Origin of the sequence: Streptomyces sp. NPDC091289 (assembly GCF_044757365.1) — a bacterium.
GTDB lineage: Bacteria > Actinomycetota > Actinomycetes > Streptomycetales > Streptomycetaceae > Streptomyces.
In genome coordinates, this window is the sequence record NZ_JBIVUT010000014.1 from 172,287 (window position 1) to 190,447 (window position 18,161).

Sequence of the window (18,161 nt, forward strand, 5' to 3'; positions counted from 1 at the left end):
CGCACATCGATGAGGTCAGCGCACATCGACGAGGTCAGCGCACATCGGTGAGGTGCGCGTACGCCACCACGTTGCCCTGGTAGCCGGTCTCCTTCGAGAAGCCGCCGCCGCAGGTGATCAGCCGGAGCGACGCGTGCGGGGAGTCGCCGTAGACGCGCTGGTCGGGGAAGTCGTCGTTGTCGTAGACCTCGATGGCGTCGATCGAGAACACGGCCGTGCGCCCGTCCTTGCGGACCACCTCGACCTTGGTCCCCTTGGTCAGCGCCCCCAGGGCGTAGAAGACGGACGGCCCGTCCGCGTTGTCCACGTGCCCGGCGACGATCGCGGTGCCCCGCGCGCCGGGCGGCACGCCGCCCCCGTACCAGCCCGCGAGGTTGCGGTTCTCGTCCGGCGGGACGTCGAGGCTGCCGTCGGCGGCCAGCCCCAGCCGGGTCATCGGCGCGTCCACCTCGATGCTCGGGATACGGATCCGGACCGGCTCGGAGGGGTCCAGCGGCTCGGCGACCGGGGAGCCGGGCTGGAGCTGGGGCCCGGCGGCGAAGGCCTGGGCGCTGGAGGGCTGCGGCGGGATCAGCTGGCCGCCGGGGCCGTTCTGGACGAGCCAGATGCCGCACAGCACGGCGATGCCCACCAGCCAGCCCTTGGCCTTCTGCGCGCTCGGTGACACGGCGTCGTCCTCGGTCGGTGGTCCGGGGCGGACGGGGCGCGCTCGGGGACGCGCCCCGCCCGGTCAGAGGGGAAGCGACGGTTCGGCTTCCTCGGATGCCCGCGGAGCGGCGGGTTCAGCTTCCTTCGGTGCCCTCGGAGCGGCGGCGCAGCAGCCACAGCCCGCCGACGGCGGCGAGCCCGATCACGCCGACGCCGAGGGCGACCTGCGTGGAGTTCGGTTCGACGCTGCCGCCGACCCCGGTCCGCACATGGCCGGACGGGCGGTCGTGGATGGGCTTGTCGTGCTTGCCGCCGCCGATCACCTTGAGGTCGCCGACCGCGTCCTTGCCGTTGTCGCAGGAGACGACGATCTCGTAGGTGCCGGGCCGGGTGTCGTGCGGCACGGTGAACTGGCCGACCACGACCTCCTTGTGGGTGCCGGGGCGTACCTCGAAGTCCCCGGCGTCCAGGGAGTTCGCGTCGCCGATGCCCGACCCCTTCTTGCCGCAGGCGGTGGTGTTCACGGTGACGGTGGCGCCGGGGGCCGCGGTCGCCGGGGTGATCTCCAGACGGCCGAAGTCACCCGCGTACGCGGACGGAGCGGCGGCGGTGAGACCGAACGCGATGACGGTGAACGCGGCACCGACGGTACCGGTCACGAGGCGGGCAGGACTGCGCATGGGGATCCTCCGGGCAGACGGCGCGAGCGGGTGTGTCCTGACCCCGAGCCAACGGGGGCGCGGCCCGCCACGCCTTCTGACGCCAGGTCAGCTTTCACCCGTACGGACCGGCGCGGCACCCTTGCCGGAATGGATCACCGCAGGTCGCGGCGGTGCGACTGGGCCGTTCGGTCCGCGCTTCCGGTCCTGGTGCCGATCGGGTGAGGCGGGGACAGTGAATGTGACGCAGGTCACATGTGTGACCTCGCGGGCCCCGGGCACACGCAAGACACCCCCCACGGGACGGATCCCCGCCCCCCACGGCACCCGCCCCCACCGGTCCAACCCCCCCCTGGACCGGTGGGGGCGGTGTCGGATCCGCCTCCGGCCGCTGCCGTACGGGATGCTCACGCTTCTTCGGTGGCGCTCCAGATGATCTGCGGCGGACGCACCCGGGCGCACAGCGGCTGCCCCTTGGCGTCGACGAGCCCGAGCCGCCCGGTGAGATGCCCGGAGCGCGCGGCGGCTTCGAGGACGTCCGGATCGATGTCGCTGAACATCAGCTTGGCGCGTCGGAACATGGTGAAGACCCCGGCGTCGTCCACCGTGCCCCACGACAGATAGACGAACCGCCCGCCCAGCCGGTTCTGGACGTAGGGACCCGACACCTCGATCCCGTCCGCCGTCGCGGTGGCCGTGCAGTCGAGCACCCACGAGGCGGAGGGGGCGTCCCCGGGGTGCAGGCCGAGCAGCTCGCCCGGCCGGTCCTTGCGCTGGACGCCGACGTGGATGTTCTCGTACCCGGGGAAGTCGCTGTCCGGGCCACAGCTGCGGCCGGGAAGGGTCGAGGCCTCGATATGGATCTGCATGCCCCCATGGTCCGGCACAGTCGGGCCGGCCGGGCCCGACCCCTGCCCGGGGCGCCTCACACGGCGTCTGCCGGAGTGCTCTCGTACACCGCGCCCAGCTCCCTCATCAGCTCCTCGTCGACCGCGAACCCGGTGCCGTCGATCCGCCGCACCGGCGCGATGCCCTGCGAGTTGCAGACGAAGGCGGCGCGGTAGCGGCCCACCCCGTCCGGGCCCTCCAGCGTCACCGGGCGGCGCACCGACGGCCGCCCGGCCCGGGCCAGGCCCTGCTCCAGCAGGGTCATCGTGGTGCCGGTGAGCGCCGGGGCGTCGGGCCACACCACCGAAGTCCCTTCCCAGAAGCCGATGTTGGTGACCGCCCCCTCGGCCACCACGCCGCCCGGCGCGGTCAGCAGCGCCTCGTCGAACCCCGCCCGCCCGGCCAGGAACCCGTAGTACGTCTGCCCGAACTCGCCCGGCCGCTTGATGTGCGGGGCCGTGCGCGTGTACGGCACCGACATCAGGCTCCGCGCCCCGGCCGGCATGACGGCGGGCTCCCGGACCGTCACCATCAGGGTCGTGCGCGCCCCGCCGGGCGGCAGCAGATAACCGTTCACCCGCACCGAGGCGTCCCGCAGCCCCGCGCCGTCCAGGGCGTGCCGGATCAGCTCCCGCACCCGGTCGCCGTCCAGCGGCAGTTCGAACAGTTCCCGGTTCGCGGCGTCCAGCCGGGCGAGATGCAGACCGAGGCCGCGCATCTTCCCGTCCCGCACCTGGAGGGCGGTGAAGTGGCCGTAGCCGTACAGCGCGGGGATCCGCAGGGTCTCCTCGGTGGCCGGGCGGCCGTCGAACTCGATGTACGGCAGGGGTGTGCTCGGCGGGTACGTCGTCATGCGGCCACCGTATGCGCGCTGTCCGAGTCCGCGGGCGGGTGGACTCCGGACGGACGGGGCTTGACCTCAACCAAGGTTGAGGCAGAAAGCTCAACGCCATGGACACCACAGCAGCATCCACGCCTTCCGTATCGTCCGCCCTCCTCAAGGTGGCCGTCATCCTCGGCAGCAACCGCGACGGCCGCTTCGGACCCGTCATCGCCGACTGGTTCCTGGCCCGCGCGGCGGGCCACCCCGGCATCGAGACCGAACTGATCGACGTCGCCGAGGCCGGCCTGCCCGCCGCGATCACCTTCAGCCCCGGGCCCGAGGAGGCGGCGCGGCTCGACGCGGTCTCCGCCCGGCTCGCGGCGGCCGACGCCTTCGTCGTCCTCACCCCCGAGTACAACCACTCGTTCCCCGCACCGCTGAAGACCCTCATCGACTGGTACAACGCGGAATGGCAGGCCAAGCCCGTCGCCTTCGTCAGCTACGGCGGCATCTCCGGCGGGCTGCGGGCCGTCGAACAGCTCCGGCAGGTCTTCGCCGAACTGCACACCGTCACCGTCCGCGACACCGTGTCCTTCCACAACGCCGGCGCCCTCTTCGACGACCAGGGACGCCATCTGGACCCGGGGCCGGCCGACGCGGCGGCCAAGACGCTGCTGGACCAGCTGGTGTGGTGGGGCACCGCCCTGCGCGACGCCCGGAATCTCCGTCCGTACGGCGCCTGACGCCCCGTGGGCCGACAATCGGATCGAAGGCCCACGGGCAGGGAGCCCGCCGTAGTCCGCATTCCGAGGAGACCGACGATGACAGCGCCGCCGGCATGGCTGACCGTACTGACCACGACCGACAGCGAGGACAAGGCCCAGGCCCTGGCCCGGTCGGCGGTGGAGGCCAGGCTGGCGGCCTGCGCGCAGATCTCCGCCCCCGTCACCTCCGTCTACCGGTGGCAGAACGCCATCGAGACGACCGAGGAGTGGCAGGTGCTCCTCAAGACGACGTCGGAGCGCTACGACGAACTGGAGGAGCACATCCAGCGGGAGCACGACTACGACACACCGGAGATCATCGCCCTGCCGGTGATCCGGGGCAGTGCCCGCTACCTCGGCTGGGTGACGGCGGAGACGGCGCCCCCGGCAGCCCTGTGACGGCGACCGTGACCACACCCGTCCCCGGCGGCCCCGTCGCCGCCGAGCTGCCCTTCTTCGTGTACGGGACGCTCCTGCCGGGCGAACCCAACCACGACCTGTTCCTCCGGGGCCGTACGGCGGGGGAGCGGCCGGCCGTGCTGCCCCGGGCCCTGCTCTACGACGGCCCCGGCTACCCGTACGCGATCGACGGCCACGGCCGCGTCCACGGCACCCTGCTCGTCGCCGCGCCCGGGGTGTACGGGGAACTGCTCGGGCTCCTGGACCACCTGGAGGAGTACCTCGGCCCCGGCCACCCGCGCAACCTGTACGAACGGGTCGTCCGCGAGGTCGAGCTGCCGGCCGAGGGGGCGCCGGCAACCGGCGGGTCCGTGCGCGCCTGGGTCTACCTCGCCGCGACCGCCGTCACCCGCTCGCTGCGGACCGGCGGCGTCCTCGTCCCCGGAGGGCGGTGGACCACCGGCCGCACCCCCTAGGAGCCTCACCCACCCGGCGCAAGCGGCCCGCGCCGCGCCCGGGCGGGTCGTCGGCGTGCCCCGGGCCCGTCAGCGTGCCCCGGCGGCCAGGGCCTCCGTCACGCCCGGCTCCTGCGGCCCCAGGAAGCGCGGGTCGGGCCGGAACAGGGCGTCCAGGGCCGCCTTGCCGGAGGCCGCCAGCTCCCGGGCGCCGCCGTAGTACCAGACGGAGTCCCGTGGTTCGTCGACCCCGACGCCGTACGCGTCGATCCCGGCGGACCGGCACAGCGTGACCGCCCGGTGGATGTGGAAGCCCTGGCTCACCAGCACCGCCCGGTCGACGCCGAAGATCTTCTTGGCCCGGACGCAGGAGTCCCAGGAGTCGAACCCGGCGTAGTCGCTCACGATCCGCTCGTCGGGCACCCCGCGCCCGGTGAGATACGTGCGCATCGCGTCCGGCTCGTCGTACTCCACCCGGCTGTTGTCCCCGGTGACCAGGACGACCTTCACCTTCCCGGTGCGGTACAGCTCGGCCGCCGCGTCCAGCCGGTGCGCGAGATACGGGGTCGGCCGGCCCTTCCACAGCCCGGCGCCGAACACCACGGCCACCTCCCGAACCGGAGCCTCGGCCGTCGTGCCCACCCGGTCGCCGGCCTCCAGACGCATCCAGGTCGCGGGCACGAGCGCCAGCACACAGGCGGCCATCAGCCCCTGCACCAGCCGCCGCTGGACCCGCCGGGTGCGCGGCAGCCGCAGAACGGCGGGCCGCCCCGGCAGCCGCAGGGCGGGCCACCAGAACCCTTCCCGCCACCGACCGAGCGCCGTCCGTCTCTCCCCGGTACCGGCGGACTTCCCGCTCTTCCCGCTCTTCCCGCGCACCCGAACCAACCCCCACTCATCCGTTCGCCCCTTCACCCCCCTTGACGACCGGAATGCCGCGAAGGTTCGCCCGCCGCGCCGGTTGTGGCATCCGACACCGGCGTACGCACACCGCTCCCACCCCCGCGGTGAGGCGGCGGAAAACACCCGTGACCCTCGCGCAACGGCCCGGCAACCTCCGACCGGCACCATCGGTCCATGACGGAGCAGGCCCCGGAACAGCCTCACCAGCCGCCCCCGCTGCCCGACAGCACCGCGCAGCTCCTCACCCGTATCACCGACCGGCTCGGCGCCCAGCTCAGCCTCGTCTCCCGGAACGGAACCCGCAGGCCCATGCACCGCACCCGGCAGTACGACCGCCCCGCGCAGGACCGGCGCGGCGCACCCGCCCCGTCCCTGGTCGCCGTAGCGCACGGCAGCCGCGACCCGGAGGCCCCGCGCACCGTGCTGGCCCTCCTGGACCGGGTCCGCGAACTGCGCCCCGGCCTCGACGTCCGGCTCGGCCACATCGAGCTGAACCGGCCGCTGCTCCCGGACACCCTCGACGGTCTGCGCGGGGCCGAAGCCGTCCTCGTACCGCTGCTCCTGGGACGCGGCCACCACGTCAAGCGCGACCTGCCCGCCGCGACGGCCGCCGCCCCCGGCGTACGCACCCGGATCGCCGCGCCCCTCGGGCCGCACCCGCTGCTCGTCGAGGCGCTGTACGGGCGGCTCGTCGAGGCCGGCTGGGACCCCGCCGACCGGGGCGGGCGGGGCGCCGCCGTGGTCCTCGCCGCCGCCGGATCGCGCGACCCCGACTCGGCCCAGGACACCCGGCGCACCGCCCGCATGCTCGCCGAACGCCTCGGTGTCCCCGTCGTCCCCGCGTACGCCTCCGCCACCACGCCCACCGTTTCCACCGCCCTGCGCGCGCTGGCCGCGCGCGGCCGCCACCGGGCCTTCGTCGCCTCCTACTTCACCGCCCCCGGCCGCTTCGCGAGTGCTTCCGCCGAAGCCGCACCGCACCGGGCCGCCGCCCCGCTCGGTGCGCACCCGGCGATGGCCCGCCTCGTGCTGCACCGCTACGACCAGGCACGGTCCGCCGCAGAGGGCGTCCGCGCCCCGGCCGACGCGGTGAGCTTGCTCGCTTCCGCCTGACATCCGGGCCCGCTCACGCCACGTTGTCCGTCCCGGTCGCTACTGTCGGAACCATGGACGGCACACAGGGCGCACACGGGGCAGAACCGGCACAAGGCACGCACGGCACGCACGACACGCAAGGTGCGCACGACACGCAAGGTGCGCACGACACGCACGGTACGCACAGTGCACACGGCACCCGGAGCGGTCGGGGAGCGGGCCCCTACGGCTCCGCCGACACCGAGCGCTTCGACACCGAGGAGGACAAGCGCCCCGGCCGCACCGCCTTCCAGCGCGACCGCGCCCGGGTCCTGCACTCCGCCGCCCTGCGCCGACTCGCCGGAAAGACCCAGGTGGTCACGCCCGGCACCCGCTCCCTCGTCTGGGACGCCAGCCCCCGCACCCGGCTCACCCACTCCCTGGAGTGCGCCCAGGTCGGCCGCGAGCTCGGCGCGGTCCTCGGCTGCGACCCGGACCTGGTCGAGACCGCCTGCCTCGCCCACGACATGGGCCACCCGCCGTTCGGCCACAACGGCGAACAGGCGCTCAACGACTTCGCCTCCGACTGCGGCGGCTTCGAGGGCAACGCCCAGTCGCTGCGGCTGCTCACCCGCCTGGAACCCAAGCGCTTCGTCCGCGACCCGCGCACCGGCGACCTCGTCAGCGTCGGCCTCAACCTCACCCGGGCCGCCCTGGACGCCGCCACCAAGTACCCCTGGCCGCGCGGCGCGCACCCCACCGACCCGCACTCGGCCAAGTTCGGGGTGTACGCCGACGACCTCCCGGTCTTCGCCTGGGCCCGCAAGGGCGCCCCCGAGGACCGCACCTGCTTCGAGGCCCAGGTGATGGACTGGTCCGACGACGTGGCGTACAGCGTCCACGACTTCGAGGACGGGCTGCACGCCGGGCACATCGACCCCAACTGCCTCTACGCCGAGCCGGAGCGCGAGGAGATCTGGGCCGTCGCCATCGGCCGGTACGTCCCGGCCGGCACCGACCCGCAGGAGCTGTCCGAGGCCCTGGACCGGCTGATCGACCAGGACTGGTGGCCGCACGGCTACGACGGCTCCGCCGTGGCCCAGGCCCGCCTGAAGGACGCCACCAGCCAGCTCATCGGCCGCTTCTGCACGGAGGCCGAGACCGCGACCCGCGCGGTGTACGGCCCCGGCCGCCTCGGCCGGTACGGCGCCGAGCTGGTCGTCCCGCGCGCCGTGCGCCACGAGTGCGCGGTGCTCAAGGCGGTGGCCGACCGTTACGTGATGCAGCGCGCCGAGCAGGAGACCCTCCGCGCCGACCAGCGCATCGTCATCGCCGAGCTGGCCGCCGCCCTCACCGCCCGCGCCCCCGAGGGCCTGGAACCGCACTTCCGCGCCCTGTTCGACCAGGCGCCCGACGACCACGCCCGCAAGCGCGTCCTCGTCGACCAGATCGCCGCCCTCACCGACGCCTCCGCACGATCCCTGCACGCCGCGCTCACCGCCCGTCGCGACTGACCGGCAGACTGGAAGGGGCCGGACATCTGACCACTGGGTGTGACCTGTCCGGGGCACACCCTCTTTCGCCATCACGCTGCGTGCGGGACGCTCGCAGCTGGGCGCCGCGCAGCACAGCACTGAGGAGGCATCACGTGGTCGACGCACACCAGACGTTCGTCATCGTCGGAGCAGGACTCGCAGGGGCGAAGGCGGCCGAAACACTGCGCGCCGAAGGGTTCACCGGCCGGGTGATCCTCATCGGCGACGAGCGCGACCACCCCTACGAACGCCCGCCGCTCTCCAAGGGCTACCTGGAGGGCAAGGCCGAACGCGACAGCGTCTTCACCCACGAACGCCCCTGGTACGCGGGCGCCGACATCGAGCTGCACCTCGGCCAGCCGGTCACCGCGCTCGACCGGTACGCCAGGACCGTGCAGCTCGGCGACAACACCGTCATCCACTACGACAAGCTGCTGCTGGCCACCGGCTCCGAACCGCGCCGCCTGGACATCCCCGGCACCGACCTGGCCGGCGTCCACCACCTGCGCCGCCTCGCCCACGCCGACCGGCTGCGCAATGTGCTCGCCGCCCTCGGCCGCGACAACGGCCACCTGGTCATCGCCGGAGCCGGCTGGATCGGCCTAGAGGTCGCCGCCGCCGCCCGCGGTTACGGCGCCGAGGTCACCGTCGTCGAGGCCGAGCCCACCCCGCTGCACCAGGTCATCGGCCCCGAGCTGGGCCAGATCTTCACCGAACTGCACAGCGCGCACGGCGTCCGCTTCCACTTCGGCGCCCGCCTCACCGAGATCACCGGCCAGGACGGCATGGTGTTCGCCGCCCGCACCGACGACGGCGAGGAGCACCTCGCCCACGACGTCCTCGCCGCGATCGGCGCCGCCCCGCGCTCCGCCCTCGCCGAGGCCGCCGGGCTGGAGATGGCCGAGCGCGCCCACGGCGGCGGCATCGCCGTGGACGCCTCGATGCGCACCTCCGACCCGCACATCTACGCCGCCGGGGACGTCGCCGCCGCCGCCCACCCGCTGCTCGGCACCCGGCTGCGCGTCGAGCACTGGGCCAACGCCCTGAACGGCGGACCGGCCGCCGCCCGCGCCATGCTCGGCCAGGAGGTGACGTACGACCGCGTCCCGTACTTCTTCTCCGACCAGTACGACCTGGGCCTGGAGTACTCCGGCTGGGCCCCGCCCGGCTCCTACGACGAGGTGATCATCCGGGGCGACGCCGGAAAGCGGGAGTTCATCGCGTTCTGGCTGAAGGACCGCCGCGTCCTGGCCGGGATGAACGTCAACGTGTGGGATGTCACCGAAACGATCCAGGAGCTGATCCGCGCCCGCCAGCAGCACGACCCGGAAGCCCTCGCCGACCCGTCGGTCCCGCTGGACTCCCTGCTCTGAGACGCACGGCCGGGGCGTGGGCGGCACGGCCCGCACCCCGGCCGACCGCCCGCCGGGGCCCAGGTTGTCCGAGCCCACCCGTAGACTTCACACGTGGCTGGCAGGATCAATGACGACGACGTGAAAGCGGTACGGGACGCGGTCCCGATCGACTCCGTCGTGTCCGAATACCTCCAGCTGCGCAACGCGGGCGGCGGAAACCTCAAAGGTCTCTGCCCCTTCCACGACGAGAAGTCCCCCTCCTTCCAGGTCAGCCCCGGCAAGGGCCTGTTCCACTGCTTCGGCTGCCAGGAGGGCGGCGACACGATCGCCTTCGTGATGAAGATCGACCACCTCTCCTTCTCGGAGACGGTCGAGCGCCTCGCCGCCAAGGCGGGCATCACCCTGCGGTACGAGGAGGGCGGCTACAACCCCTCCCACCAGCGCGGCGAACGCATCCGGCTGATCGAGGCCCACCAGGCCGCCGCCGACTTCTACGTCCGCGCACTGGAGAGCCCCGAGGCCGAGATCGGCCGCAAGTTCCTCGCCGAGCGCGGCTTCGACCAGGACGCCGCCACCCACTTCCGCGTCGGCTACAGCCCGGCCGGCTGGGACCACCTCACCCGCTATCTGCGCGGCAAGGGCTTCAGCGACAAGGAGCTCATCACCTCCGGGCTCTCGCAGGACGGCCGCCGCGGCCCCATCGACCGCTTCCGCGGCCGGCTGATGTGGCCGATCAGCGACACCGCCGGGGAGATCGTCGGCTTCGGCGCGCGCAAGCTCCGCGACGACGACAACGGCCCGAAGTACCTGAACACCCCCGAGACCCCGATCTACAAGAAGTCCCAGGTGCTCTACGGCATCGACCTGGCCAAGAAGGACATCGCCAAGGCCAGCCGCGCGGTCGTCGTCGAGGGCTACACCGACGTGATGGCCTGCCACCTCGCCGGGGTCACCACCGCCATCGCCACCTGCGGCACCGCCTTCGGCAACGACCACATCAAGATCCTGCGCCGCCTCCTCATGGACAACGGCAGCGCCCGCGTGATCTTCACCTTCGACGGCGACTCGGCCGGCCAGAAGGCCGCCCTGCGCGCCTTCGAGGACGACCAGAAGTTCGCCGCCGAGACGTACATCGCCATCGCCCCGGACGGCATGGACCCCTGCGACCTGCGGCTCGCCAAGGGCGACGACTCCGTGCGCGACCTGGTCGAGCCCCGCACCCCGCTCTTCGAGTTCGCGCTGCGCCAGATCGTCGGCCGGTACGACCTGGAGACCCCGGCCGGACGCGCCGCCGCGCTCGACGAGGCCGCCGCAGTCGTCGCCAAGATCAAGACGAGCAGCGTGCAGCGCGAGGTCGCCGTCCAGCTCGCCGGATTCGTCGGCATCCTCGACCAGGAGTTCGTCGTCCACCGCGTCGCCCAGCTCGCCCGCTGGGCCCGCGACAAGGGCGGCGACCACGGGGAGCGCGGCGGCCGCGGCGGGCCCCAGGGCCCCCGGTCCACCCGCGGCGGCGCGCCGCAGCAGGCCGCCCCCGCCCCCGGCTTCTCCGGCCCCGCGCTCAACCTCCGCAGCCCCGCCCACCGCACCGAGCGCGAGCTGCTCAAGCTGGCCCTCCAGAAGCCCGCCCTGGTCTCCCCGGCCTTCGACGCCTACGGCGTGGACGAGTTCACCGCCCCGCCCTACGCCGCCGTGCGCCGGTGCATCGAGGAGGCGGGCGGAGCCGAGCAGGGCCTCGCCGACAACCGCGAATATCTGGTCGCCGTCATGGACGCGGCCCCCGACAACACCGTCCGCAGCCTCGTCACGGAGCTCGCCGTCGAGGTCTTCATCGGCAAGACCATCGACGAGACCTACGCCGGCATGCAGCTCGTCCACGTCCGGCTGCGCGCCGTGGACCGCCGCATCGACGACGTACAGGGCAGCCTCGCCCGCCTCGGCAGCAACGTCGCCCCCCAGGACCTGGCCGCCGCACAGAACGAGGTCTGGGTGCTCCAGCAGTACGCCCAGTCCCTGCGCGCCCACGGCGCCGCCGCGCTCTGAGCCACCCGCGCCCCGCCATGGCCCGGTAACCACCCGGTGACGGACCGGAATCAGAAAGTCCTCGCACGCCCCTCGTGACAGTCGTGTGTCGTACCCCACACTGGGGAATGTCTGAGTCATCGGAGCACGCCGGTCCGCAGGGGAGCACCCCGGGGGCCGGGCAGACCTCCACCCCGTCATCCGGCAGCGATCACCTGGAGGTCGCCCCCGTGCAGACCCGGACCGTGACGACCACGACCGAGCCCCTCGCGGCCGTCCCAGCCATTCCCGCGCAGAACAGGGCTCTGCACCACCCGGAGACCCCGGCCGGCCCGCCCGGACACGCACCCGAGGCAGTCATGGTGGAAGCGACGCACCTCCCCGACCCCCCGGAGCCGCGGAACCGGGCGGACTCCGGCGGCCCCACCTCCGACCTGTTCCGGCAGTATCTGCGCGAGATCGGCCGCATCCCGCTGCTCACCGCCGTCGAGGAGGTCGAACTCGCCCGCCGCGTCGAGGCCGGGCTCTTCGCCGAGGAACGCCTCGCGGGCACCCCGGACCTCGACTCCCGCCTCGCCGGGGACCTGGACCGCCTGGTGGTGCTGGGCCGCACGGCCAAACGCCGCCTCATCGAGGCCAACCTCCGCCTCGTCGTCTCCGTCGCCAAGCGCTACGTGGGCCGCGGGCTGACCATGCTCGACCTGGTCCAGGAGGGAAACCTCGGACTGATCCGGGCCGTGGAGAAGTTCGACTACGCCCGGGGCTACAAGTTCTCCACGTACGCGACCTGGTGGATCCGCCAGGCCATGTCCCGCGCGCTGGCCGACCAGGCCCGCACCATCCGCGTCCCGGTCCACGTCGTGGAACTGATCAACCGCGTCGTGCGGGTCCAGCGCCGGCTCCTCCAGGAACGCGGCATCGAGCCGACCGCCGAGGACATCGCCGTAGAGCTGGACCTGACGCCCGAGCGGGTCACCGAAGTCCTCCGCCTGGCCCAGGAGCCCGTCTCCCTGCACGCCCCCGTCGGCGAGGAGGACGACGTCTCCTTCGGCGACCTCATCGAGGACGGCGACGCCACCTCGCCCGTCGAGTCCGCCGCCTTCCTGCTGCTGCGCGAACACCTGGAGGCGGTGCTCTCCACCCTCGGCGAACGCGAACGCAAGGTCGTCCAACTGCGGTACGGCCTGGAGGACGGGCGGCCCCGCACCCTGGAGGAGATCGGCCGGATCTTCGGCGTGACACGCGAACGTATCCGCCAGATCGAGTCCAAGACCCTCAGCAGGCTGCGGGACCACGCCTTCGCCGACCAACTCCGCGGCTACCTCGACTGATCCACCGGCCGTACGACCCTCAGTCCACCTCGGCCAGCGCCTCCGCGAACTGGGCCGCGTACAGCCGTGCGTACGCGCCCTTGGCCGCCAACAGCGCCTCGTGCGTGCCCTGTTCGACGATCGAGCCGCTCTCCATCACCAGGATCACGTCCGCGTCCCGGATCGTGGAGAGCCGGTGTGCGATCACGAACGACGTACGCCCGTGGGCCAGGCGCGCCATCGCCTTCTGGATCAGCACCTCGGTCCGGGTGTCCACCGAACTGGTCGCCTCGTCGAGGACCAGGATCACCGGGTCGGACAGGAACGCCCGCGCGATGGTGATCAGCTGCTTCTCGCCCGCGCTGACCCCGGAGCCCTCGTCGTCGATCACCGAGTCGTACCCGTCGGGCAGCGTCCGGATGAACCGGTCCGCGTGCGCCGCCCGGGCCGCCTCCTCGATCTCCTCCCGGGTGACCTCGCGCGAAGCGCCGTACGCGATGTTCTCGGCTATCGACCCGCCGAACAGCCAGGTGTCCTGGAGCACCATGCCTATGGAGGACCGCAGATCGTCCCGGGACATCTTCGCCACGTCGACCCCGTCGAGCGCGATCCGCCCGCCGGTCACCTCGTAGAACCGCATCAGCAGGTTGACCAGCGTCGTCTTGCCCGCCCCGGTCGGACCGACGATCGCGACGGTCTGCCCCGGCTCCACGCTCAGCGACAGATCCTCGATCAGCGGCTTCTCCGGCTCGTAGCGGAAGGAGACCTTCTCCAGCGAGACCCGGCCGTCAAGACGCTTCGGGCGCTCGCCGTCCTCCGGATCCGCGTCCTGCTCCTCGGCGTCCAGCAGCTCGAAGACCCGCTCCGCCGAAGCGATGCCGGACTGCAGCAGGTTCGCCATCGAGGCGACCTGCGTCAGCGGCATCGAGAACTGCCGCGAGTACTGGATGAACGCCTGGACGTCACCGATCGACAGCGTTCCCGAGGCGACCCGGAGCCCGCCGACCACCGCGACCAGCACATAGTTGATGTTCGAGATGAAGAACATCAGCGGCTGCATGAGACCGCTGGCGAACTGGGCCTTGAAGCCCGCCTCGTACAGCGCGTCGTTCTGCTCGGCGAAGTCCCGCGCGGACTCCTCCTGCCGGCCGAAGACCTTCACCAGGTTGTGCCCGGTGTACATCTCCTCGATATGGGCGTTGAGCTTCCCCGTCACCCGCCACTGCTGCACGAACTGCGGCTGCGACCGCTTGCCGACCTGCGTCGCCACGACCACCGACAGCGGGACCGTCACCAGCGCGACCAGGGCCAGCAGCGGTGAGATCCAGAACATCATCACCAGCACGCCGACGATCGTCAGCAGCGAGTTGATGAGCTGGCCCATCGTCTGCTGCAGCGTCTGCGAGATGTTGTCGATGTCGTTCGTCGCCCGGCTCAGCACCTCACCGCGCTTGGCCCGGTCGAAGTACGACAGCGGCAGCCGCGCCAGCTTCGTCTGGAGGTCCTCGCGCAGCTGGAACACGGTCCGGTTGATCACCCGGATCGACAGCCGCGTCGACACCAGCATCAGCAGCCCGGCCCCGACATAGATCACCAGGGCCACCAGCAGGACGTTCCCCACCGCCCCGAAGTCGATGCCCTCGCCCGGGGTGAAGTTCACCCCCGAGAGCATGTCGGCCATGGAGCCGCGGCCCTCCTCGCGCAGCCCCTCGATCGCCTGCGCCTTCGTCGTGCCCTCGGGCATATCGCGCCCGACCACACCGGCGAAGATCAGGTCGGTCGCCTTGCCGAGGATCTTCGGCCCGGCCACCGAGAGACCGACGCTCACCGTCACCGCGGCCAGCATCAGCCACAGCGAGGACTTCTCCCGGCCGAACCGCTTCAGCAGCCGCTTGCTCGACCCCTTGAAGTCCATCGACCGATCGGTGGGCGCGCCCCCGGCCATCATCCGTCCGCCCGGACCGGCCATTACGCGGCCTCCGCTTCTGTCAGCTGGGAGAGCACGATCTCCCGGTACGTTTCATTGCCGTCCATCAACTCGTGATGGGTTCCGGACCCCACGACCCGGCCCTCGTCCAGCACCAGGATCCGGTCCGCGTCACGGATGGTGGACACCCGCTGCGCCACGATCACCACGGTCGCCCCGGCCGTCTCCCGCCCGAGCGCCGCCCGCAGCGCCGCGTCGGTCGCGTAGTCCAGCGCGGAGAACGAGTCGTCGAACAGATAGATCTCCGGGCGCTGCACCAGCGTCCGCGCGATCGCGAGCCGCTGCCGCTGACCGCCGGACACATTGGTGCCGCCCTGCGCGATCGGCGCGTCGAGCCCGTGCTCCAGCGCCTCGACGAACTCCTTGGCCTGCGCCACCTCCAGCGCGTGCCACAGCTCCTCGTCCGTCGCGTCCGGGTTCCCGTACCGCAGGTTCGTCGCGACCGTCCCCGAGAAGAGGTACGGCTTCTGCGGCACCAGGGACACCGTCTTCGCCAGCAGCACCGGCTCCAGCGTCCGCACGTCCTCGCCGTCGACCAGCACCTCGCCGTCCGTCACATCGAACAGCCGGGGTACGAGGCCGAGCAGCGTGGACTTCCCGCTGCCCGTCGACCCGATGACCGCGGTGGTCTCCCCGGGCCGCGCCACCAGATCGACCGCCCGCAGCACCGGCTCCTCCGCACCCGGATACCGGAACTCGGCCCCGCGCACCTCCAGATGCCCGTGCCGCCGCAGCTCGGTGACCGGCGCGAGCGGCGGCACGACGCTCGAATCGGTGCCGAGCACCTCCTCGATGCGCTCGGCGCACACCTCGGCGCGCGGCACCATCATGAACATGAAGGTGGCCATCATCACGGCCATCACGATCTGCATCAGATAGGCGAGGAACGCGGTCAGCGCACCGATCTGCATCCCGCCGCTGTCGATCCGGTGCGCGCCGAACCACACCACCGCGACCGACGACAGGTTGACCACCGTCATCACGGTCGGGAACATCAGCGCCATCAGCCGCCCGGTCGCCACCGACACATCGGTCAGCTCGGTGTTCGCACCCCGGAACCGCTTCTCCTCGTACCCGTCCCGGACGAAGGCCCGGATGACCCGGTTGCCGGTGATCTGCTCGCGCAGCACCCGGTTCACACCGTCCAGCCGCTCCTGCATGGTGCGGAACAGCGGCCGCATCCTCTTCACGATGAGGCCGACCGAGACACCGAGCACCGGCACGACCGCCAGCAGCACCGCGGAGAGCGGCACGTCCTGGCCGAGCGCCATGATGATGCCGCCGACGCACATGATCGGGGCCGACACCATCAGCGTGAACGCCAGCAGGACCAGCATCTGGACCTGCTGGACGTCGTTGGTGGTCCGGGTGATCAGGGAGGGCGCCCCGAAGCGCCCCAGCTCACGGGCGGAGAAGGACTGCACCCGGTCGAAGACGGCGGCCCGCACATCACGCCCGAGGGCGGAGGCGGTCCGTGCCCCGTAATAGACGGCCCCCACATTGCACAGCACCTGGAGAACACTGACGGCGATCATGAGACCGCCGAACTCCAGGATGTAGCCGGTGTCGCCCGTGACGACACCGTTGTCAATGATGTCGGCGTTCAGGCTGGGCAGATACAGAGTGGCGCAGGTCTGGAGCAGCTGGAGGAACACCAGCAGCACGATGGGTTTCTTGTACGGGCCCAGATGGGTCCGCAGGAGTTTTATGAGCACGCGGGTCTCTCGGAATCGGCGGAAGGCAGAGGCCGACCCAGTTTCGCGTACGCCGTACTCCGAGAGCGAACCCTTTTCACCAAGCCCGGGTCAAACCTGGAGCGCGCGGGGAAACCCCACGCGCTCCGGTCGCACACCGTCGCCCGGCCTCACTCCGGGTGGACGCCGCCGAAGGCCCCGGGGTGAATCTGGTCCCGGGTCGCCGCGTACTGCTGACGCACCGCACCGCCGACCGCCAGCTCGTCGCCGGGCTCCAGCACCTGGGCCGCCGCGCCCTGCCAGGCCGGGGGAGTGCGCGGGTCGAGGGAGCCCTGCGAGACCCCGAGCGCCCAGGCCGCCTGCCGGGCCGCGCCGATCGCCGCGTACTGGGCGGGCTGCGGCACCACGACCTGGGTGCCGAACACCGCCGGAGCCAGCGCCTGCACGGCGGGCAGCTCGGCGGCGGCGCCGAGCAGAAAGACGCGCCGCACCTCGACACCCCGCCCGCGCAGTACGTCGAGGGCGTCGGCCAGCGAGCAGAGCATCCCCTCGAACGAGGCGCGCGCCAGGTGCTCCGGCTTCATCGACTCGCGCCGCAGTCCGCTCAGGGTGCCCGCGGTGTGCGGAAGCTGCGGGGTGCGCTCGCCTTCCAGGTAGGGGAGCAGAACCAGCCCCGACGCCCCCGGGGTGGACTTCAGCGCCAGCGCGGACAGCTCCTCCAGCCCGTCCAGCCCCAGCATCTCGGCGGTCCCCCGCAACGCACGCACAGCATTGGAGAGATGGACGACCGGCAGATGCATCCCGGTGGCGTCGGCGAACGAGGTGATCATGCCGCTCTGATCGGCGAGCGCCTCGTGGTGCACCGCCATCACGGACCCGGAGGCCCCCAGCGACACCACCGCGTCGCCCACCGCGACCCCGAGCCCGAAGGCCGCGGCCATGGTCTCGCCGGTCCCCGCGGAGATCAGCAGCCCCTCGGGCGTCATCCCGGCGGAGTCGGCCGGGCCGAGCACCTCGGGCAGCCCGGCGGAGTGCCCGAGCGCCAGCTCGACCAGATCGGGCCGGTAGGAGGCGGACCCGGCCGACCAGTAGCCGGTGCCCGAGGCCGCGCCCCGGTCCGTGGTCCGCCGGGCGGGCCGGCCCAGCAACTGCCAGACGAGCCAGTCGTGCGGCTGGAGCACGGCGGCCACCCGCTGGGCGTTCTCCGGCTCGGTCCGCGCCAGCCAGCGCAGCTTCGCCACCGGCTGCGCGGCCCCCGGCACGGCCCCGACGGCTTCCGCCCAGGCCTGCCGCCCGCCCAGCGCGTCGACGAGATCGGCCGCGGCGACCTGCGCCCGCCGGTCGTTGCCGAGCAGCGCGGGACGCACGAGATTGCCCTGCCGGTCCAGCGGTACGAGCCCGTGCTGCTGCGCGGAGACCCCGATGGCCTGCACGCCTTCGAGCAGCCCGCCGGAGGCCGCCTCACCGAGCGAGAGCAGCCAGGCCTGCGGATCGACCTCGCTGGCCTTGGCCTCGACCGGGTGGGCGGCGTACCCCTCCCGGAGCACGGCGCCCGTATCCGTGTCGCAGACGACGATGTGAGTGAAGGCGGAAGAACTGTCCAACCCCGCGACTATGCCCATACGGAGATTCTGCCGCACCCCGCGAC

Annotated in this window: 16 protein-coding genes; 8 read left to right on the top strand and 8 right to left on the bottom strand. The window is 72.4% G+C overall.

What is annotated here, in order from left to right:
* Positions 1 to 34 precede the first annotated feature (34 nt).
* The 4 genes from ACIQPT_RS20420 to ACIQPT_RS20435 all read right to left on the bottom strand — a co-directional run bounded on the left by ACIQPT_RS20420 (position 35) and on the right by ACIQPT_RS20435 (position 3,048).
* Positions 35 to 667, bottom strand: coding sequence for a class F sortase (locus ACIQPT_RS20420; RefSeq protein WP_401157289.1), 633 nt, complete (start codon positions 665 to 667; stop codon positions 35 to 37).
* 115 nt (positions 668 to 782) lie between these two features.
* Positions 783 to 1,328 carry a hypothetical protein gene (locus ACIQPT_RS20425; protein ID WP_401157290.1) on the bottom strand — a complete coding sequence of 182 codons (546 nt, stop codon included), beginning with the start codon at positions 1,326 to 1,328 and terminating at the stop codon, positions 783 to 785.
* A gap of 386 nt (positions 1,329 to 1,714) precedes the next feature.
* Positions 1,715 to 2,176 (bottom strand): DUF5990 family protein, encoded by a 462-nt coding sequence (locus ACIQPT_RS20430; protein ID WP_401157291.1) that lies wholly within the window; start codon positions 2,174 to 2,176, stop codon positions 1,715 to 1,717.
* Between the two features lie 56 nt (positions 2,177 to 2,232).
* Entirely contained in the window at positions 2,233 to 3,048 is an 816-nt protein-coding gene (locus ACIQPT_RS20435) for an aminotransferase class IV family protein (RefSeq protein ID WP_401157292.1), read from the bottom strand.
* Between the two features lie 98 nt (positions 3,049 to 3,146).
* Here ACIQPT_RS20435 and ACIQPT_RS20440 point away from each other — a divergent pair, with 98 nt between their 5' ends.
* The 3 genes from ACIQPT_RS20440 to ACIQPT_RS20450 all read left to right on the top strand — a co-directional run bounded on the left by ACIQPT_RS20440 (position 3,147) and on the right by ACIQPT_RS20450 (position 4,657).
* Positions 3,147 to 3,761, top strand: a complete 615-nt coding sequence (locus ACIQPT_RS20440; protein ID WP_401157293.1) for an NADPH-dependent FMN reductase — start codon at positions 3,147 to 3,149, stop codon at positions 3,759 to 3,761.
* Between the two features lie 78 nt (positions 3,762 to 3,839).
* Positions 3,840 to 4,181 (top strand): divalent-cation tolerance protein CutA, encoded by a 342-nt coding sequence (gene cutA, locus ACIQPT_RS20445; protein WP_401157294.1) that lies wholly within the window; start codon positions 3,840 to 3,842, stop codon positions 4,179 to 4,181.
* A complete protein-coding gene (locus ACIQPT_RS20450; protein WP_401157295.1) occupies positions 4,178 to 4,657 on the top strand; it encodes a gamma-glutamylcyclotransferase family protein in 480 nt (159 codons plus the stop codon). The genes cutA and ACIQPT_RS20450 overlap by 4 nt, the downstream gene beginning before the upstream one ends.
* Before the next feature lie 69 nt (positions 4,658 to 4,726).
* Here ACIQPT_RS20450 and ACIQPT_RS20455 read toward each other — a convergent pair whose 3' ends face one another.
* Positions 4,727 to 5,419 carry a vancomycin high temperature exclusion protein gene (locus ACIQPT_RS20455; protein WP_401157348.1) on the bottom strand — a complete coding sequence of 231 codons (693 nt, stop codon included), beginning with the start codon at positions 5,417 to 5,419 and terminating at the stop codon, positions 4,727 to 4,729.
* A gap of 294 nt (positions 5,420 to 5,713) precedes the next feature.
* On the opposite strand from ACIQPT_RS20455, the gene ACIQPT_RS20460 reads away from it, so the two are divergent.
* The 5 genes from ACIQPT_RS20460 to ACIQPT_RS20480 all read left to right on the top strand — a co-directional run bounded on the left by ACIQPT_RS20460 (position 5,714) and on the right by ACIQPT_RS20480 (position 12,853).
* The gene (locus tag ACIQPT_RS20460) at positions 5,714 to 6,652 is read left to right on the top strand and encodes a sirohydrochlorin chelatase (RefSeq protein WP_401157296.1); all 939 of its coding nucleotides are present in this window, start codon (positions 5,714 to 5,716) and stop codon (positions 6,650 to 6,652) included.
* A gap of 53 nt (positions 6,653 to 6,705) precedes the next feature.
* Complete coding sequence (locus ACIQPT_RS20465) at positions 6,706 to 8,127, top strand: deoxyguanosinetriphosphate triphosphohydrolase (RefSeq protein WP_401157297.1); 1,422 nt, start codon at positions 6,706 to 6,708, stop codon at positions 8,125 to 8,127.
* A 134-nt stretch (positions 8,128 to 8,261) separates the two neighbouring features.
* The gene (locus tag ACIQPT_RS20470) at positions 8,262 to 9,521 is read left to right on the top strand and encodes an NAD(P)/FAD-dependent oxidoreductase (RefSeq protein ID WP_401157298.1); all 1,260 of its coding nucleotides are present in this window, start codon (positions 8,262 to 8,264) and stop codon (positions 9,519 to 9,521) included.
* Between the two features lie 93 nt (positions 9,522 to 9,614).
* Positions 9,615 to 11,543, top strand: a complete 1,929-nt coding sequence (gene dnaG, locus ACIQPT_RS20475; protein WP_401157299.1) for a DNA primase — start codon at positions 9,615 to 9,617, stop codon at positions 11,541 to 11,543.
* A gap of 209 nt (positions 11,544 to 11,752) precedes the next feature.
* Positions 11,753 to 12,853, top strand: a complete 1,101-nt coding sequence (locus ACIQPT_RS20480) for an RNA polymerase sigma factor (RefSeq protein ID WP_401157349.1) — start codon at positions 11,753 to 11,755, stop codon at positions 12,851 to 12,853.
* 19 nt (positions 12,854 to 12,872) lie between these two features.
* Here the strand turns inward: ACIQPT_RS20480 and ACIQPT_RS20485 are convergent, their stop codons facing one another.
* From ACIQPT_RS20485 to ACIQPT_RS20495, 3 genes are all read right to left on the bottom strand, one after another.
* On the bottom strand, positions 12,873 to 14,801 hold the full coding sequence (locus ACIQPT_RS20485) for an ABC transporter ATP-binding protein (protein ID WP_401157300.1): 1,929 nt from the start codon (positions 14,799 to 14,801) through the stop codon (positions 12,873 to 12,875).
* Complete coding sequence (locus tag ACIQPT_RS20490; RefSeq protein ID WP_401157301.1) at positions 14,801 to 16,534, bottom strand: ABC transporter ATP-binding protein; 1,734 nt, start codon at positions 16,532 to 16,534, stop codon at positions 14,801 to 14,803. Before ACIQPT_RS20490 ends, ACIQPT_RS20485 begins: the two co-directional genes overlap by 1 nt.
* A 149-nt stretch (positions 16,535 to 16,683) precedes the next feature.
* A complete protein-coding gene (locus tag ACIQPT_RS20495; protein WP_401157302.1) occupies positions 16,684 to 18,135 on the bottom strand; it encodes an FGGY family carbohydrate kinase in 1,452 nt (483 codons plus the stop codon).
* Positions 18,136 to 18,161: the final 26 nt, after the last annotated feature.

Bases quoted from the DNA above. Each gene is read 5' to 3' on its own strand.
- ACIQPT_RS20440 (WP_401157293.1), top strand. From the start codon at position 3,147: ATGGACACCACAGCAGCATCCACGCCTTCCGTATCGTCCGCCCTCCTC.
- cutA (WP_401157294.1), top strand. From the start codon at position 3,840: ATGACAGCGCCGCCGGCATGGCTGACCGTACTGACCACGACCGACAGC.
- ACIQPT_RS20425 (WP_401157290.1), bottom strand. From the start codon at position 1,328: ATGCGCAGTCCTGCCCGCCTCGTGACCGGTACCGTCGGTGCCGCGTTC.
- ACIQPT_RS20495 (WP_401157302.1), bottom strand. From the start codon at position 18,135: ATGGGCATAGTCGCGGGGTTGGACAGTTCTTCCGCCTTCACTCACATC.
- ACIQPT_RS20435 (WP_401157292.1), bottom strand. From the start codon at position 3,048: ATGACGACGTACCCGCCGAGCACACCCCTGCCGTACATCGAGTTCGAC.
- ACIQPT_RS20430 (WP_401157291.1), bottom strand. From the start codon at position 2,176: ATGCAGATCCATATCGAGGCCTCGACCCTTCCCGGCCGCAGCTGTGGC.
- ACIQPT_RS20485 (WP_401157300.1), bottom strand. From the start codon at position 14,801: ATGGCCGGTCCGGGCGGACGGATGATGGCCGGGGGCGCGCCCACCGAT.
- ACIQPT_RS20465 (WP_401157297.1), top strand. From the start codon at position 6,706: ATGGACGGCACACAGGGCGCACACGGGGCAGAACCGGCACAAGGCACG.
- ACIQPT_RS20460 (WP_401157296.1), top strand. From the start codon at position 5,714: ATGACGGAGCAGGCCCCGGAACAGCCTCACCAGCCGCCCCCGCTGCCC.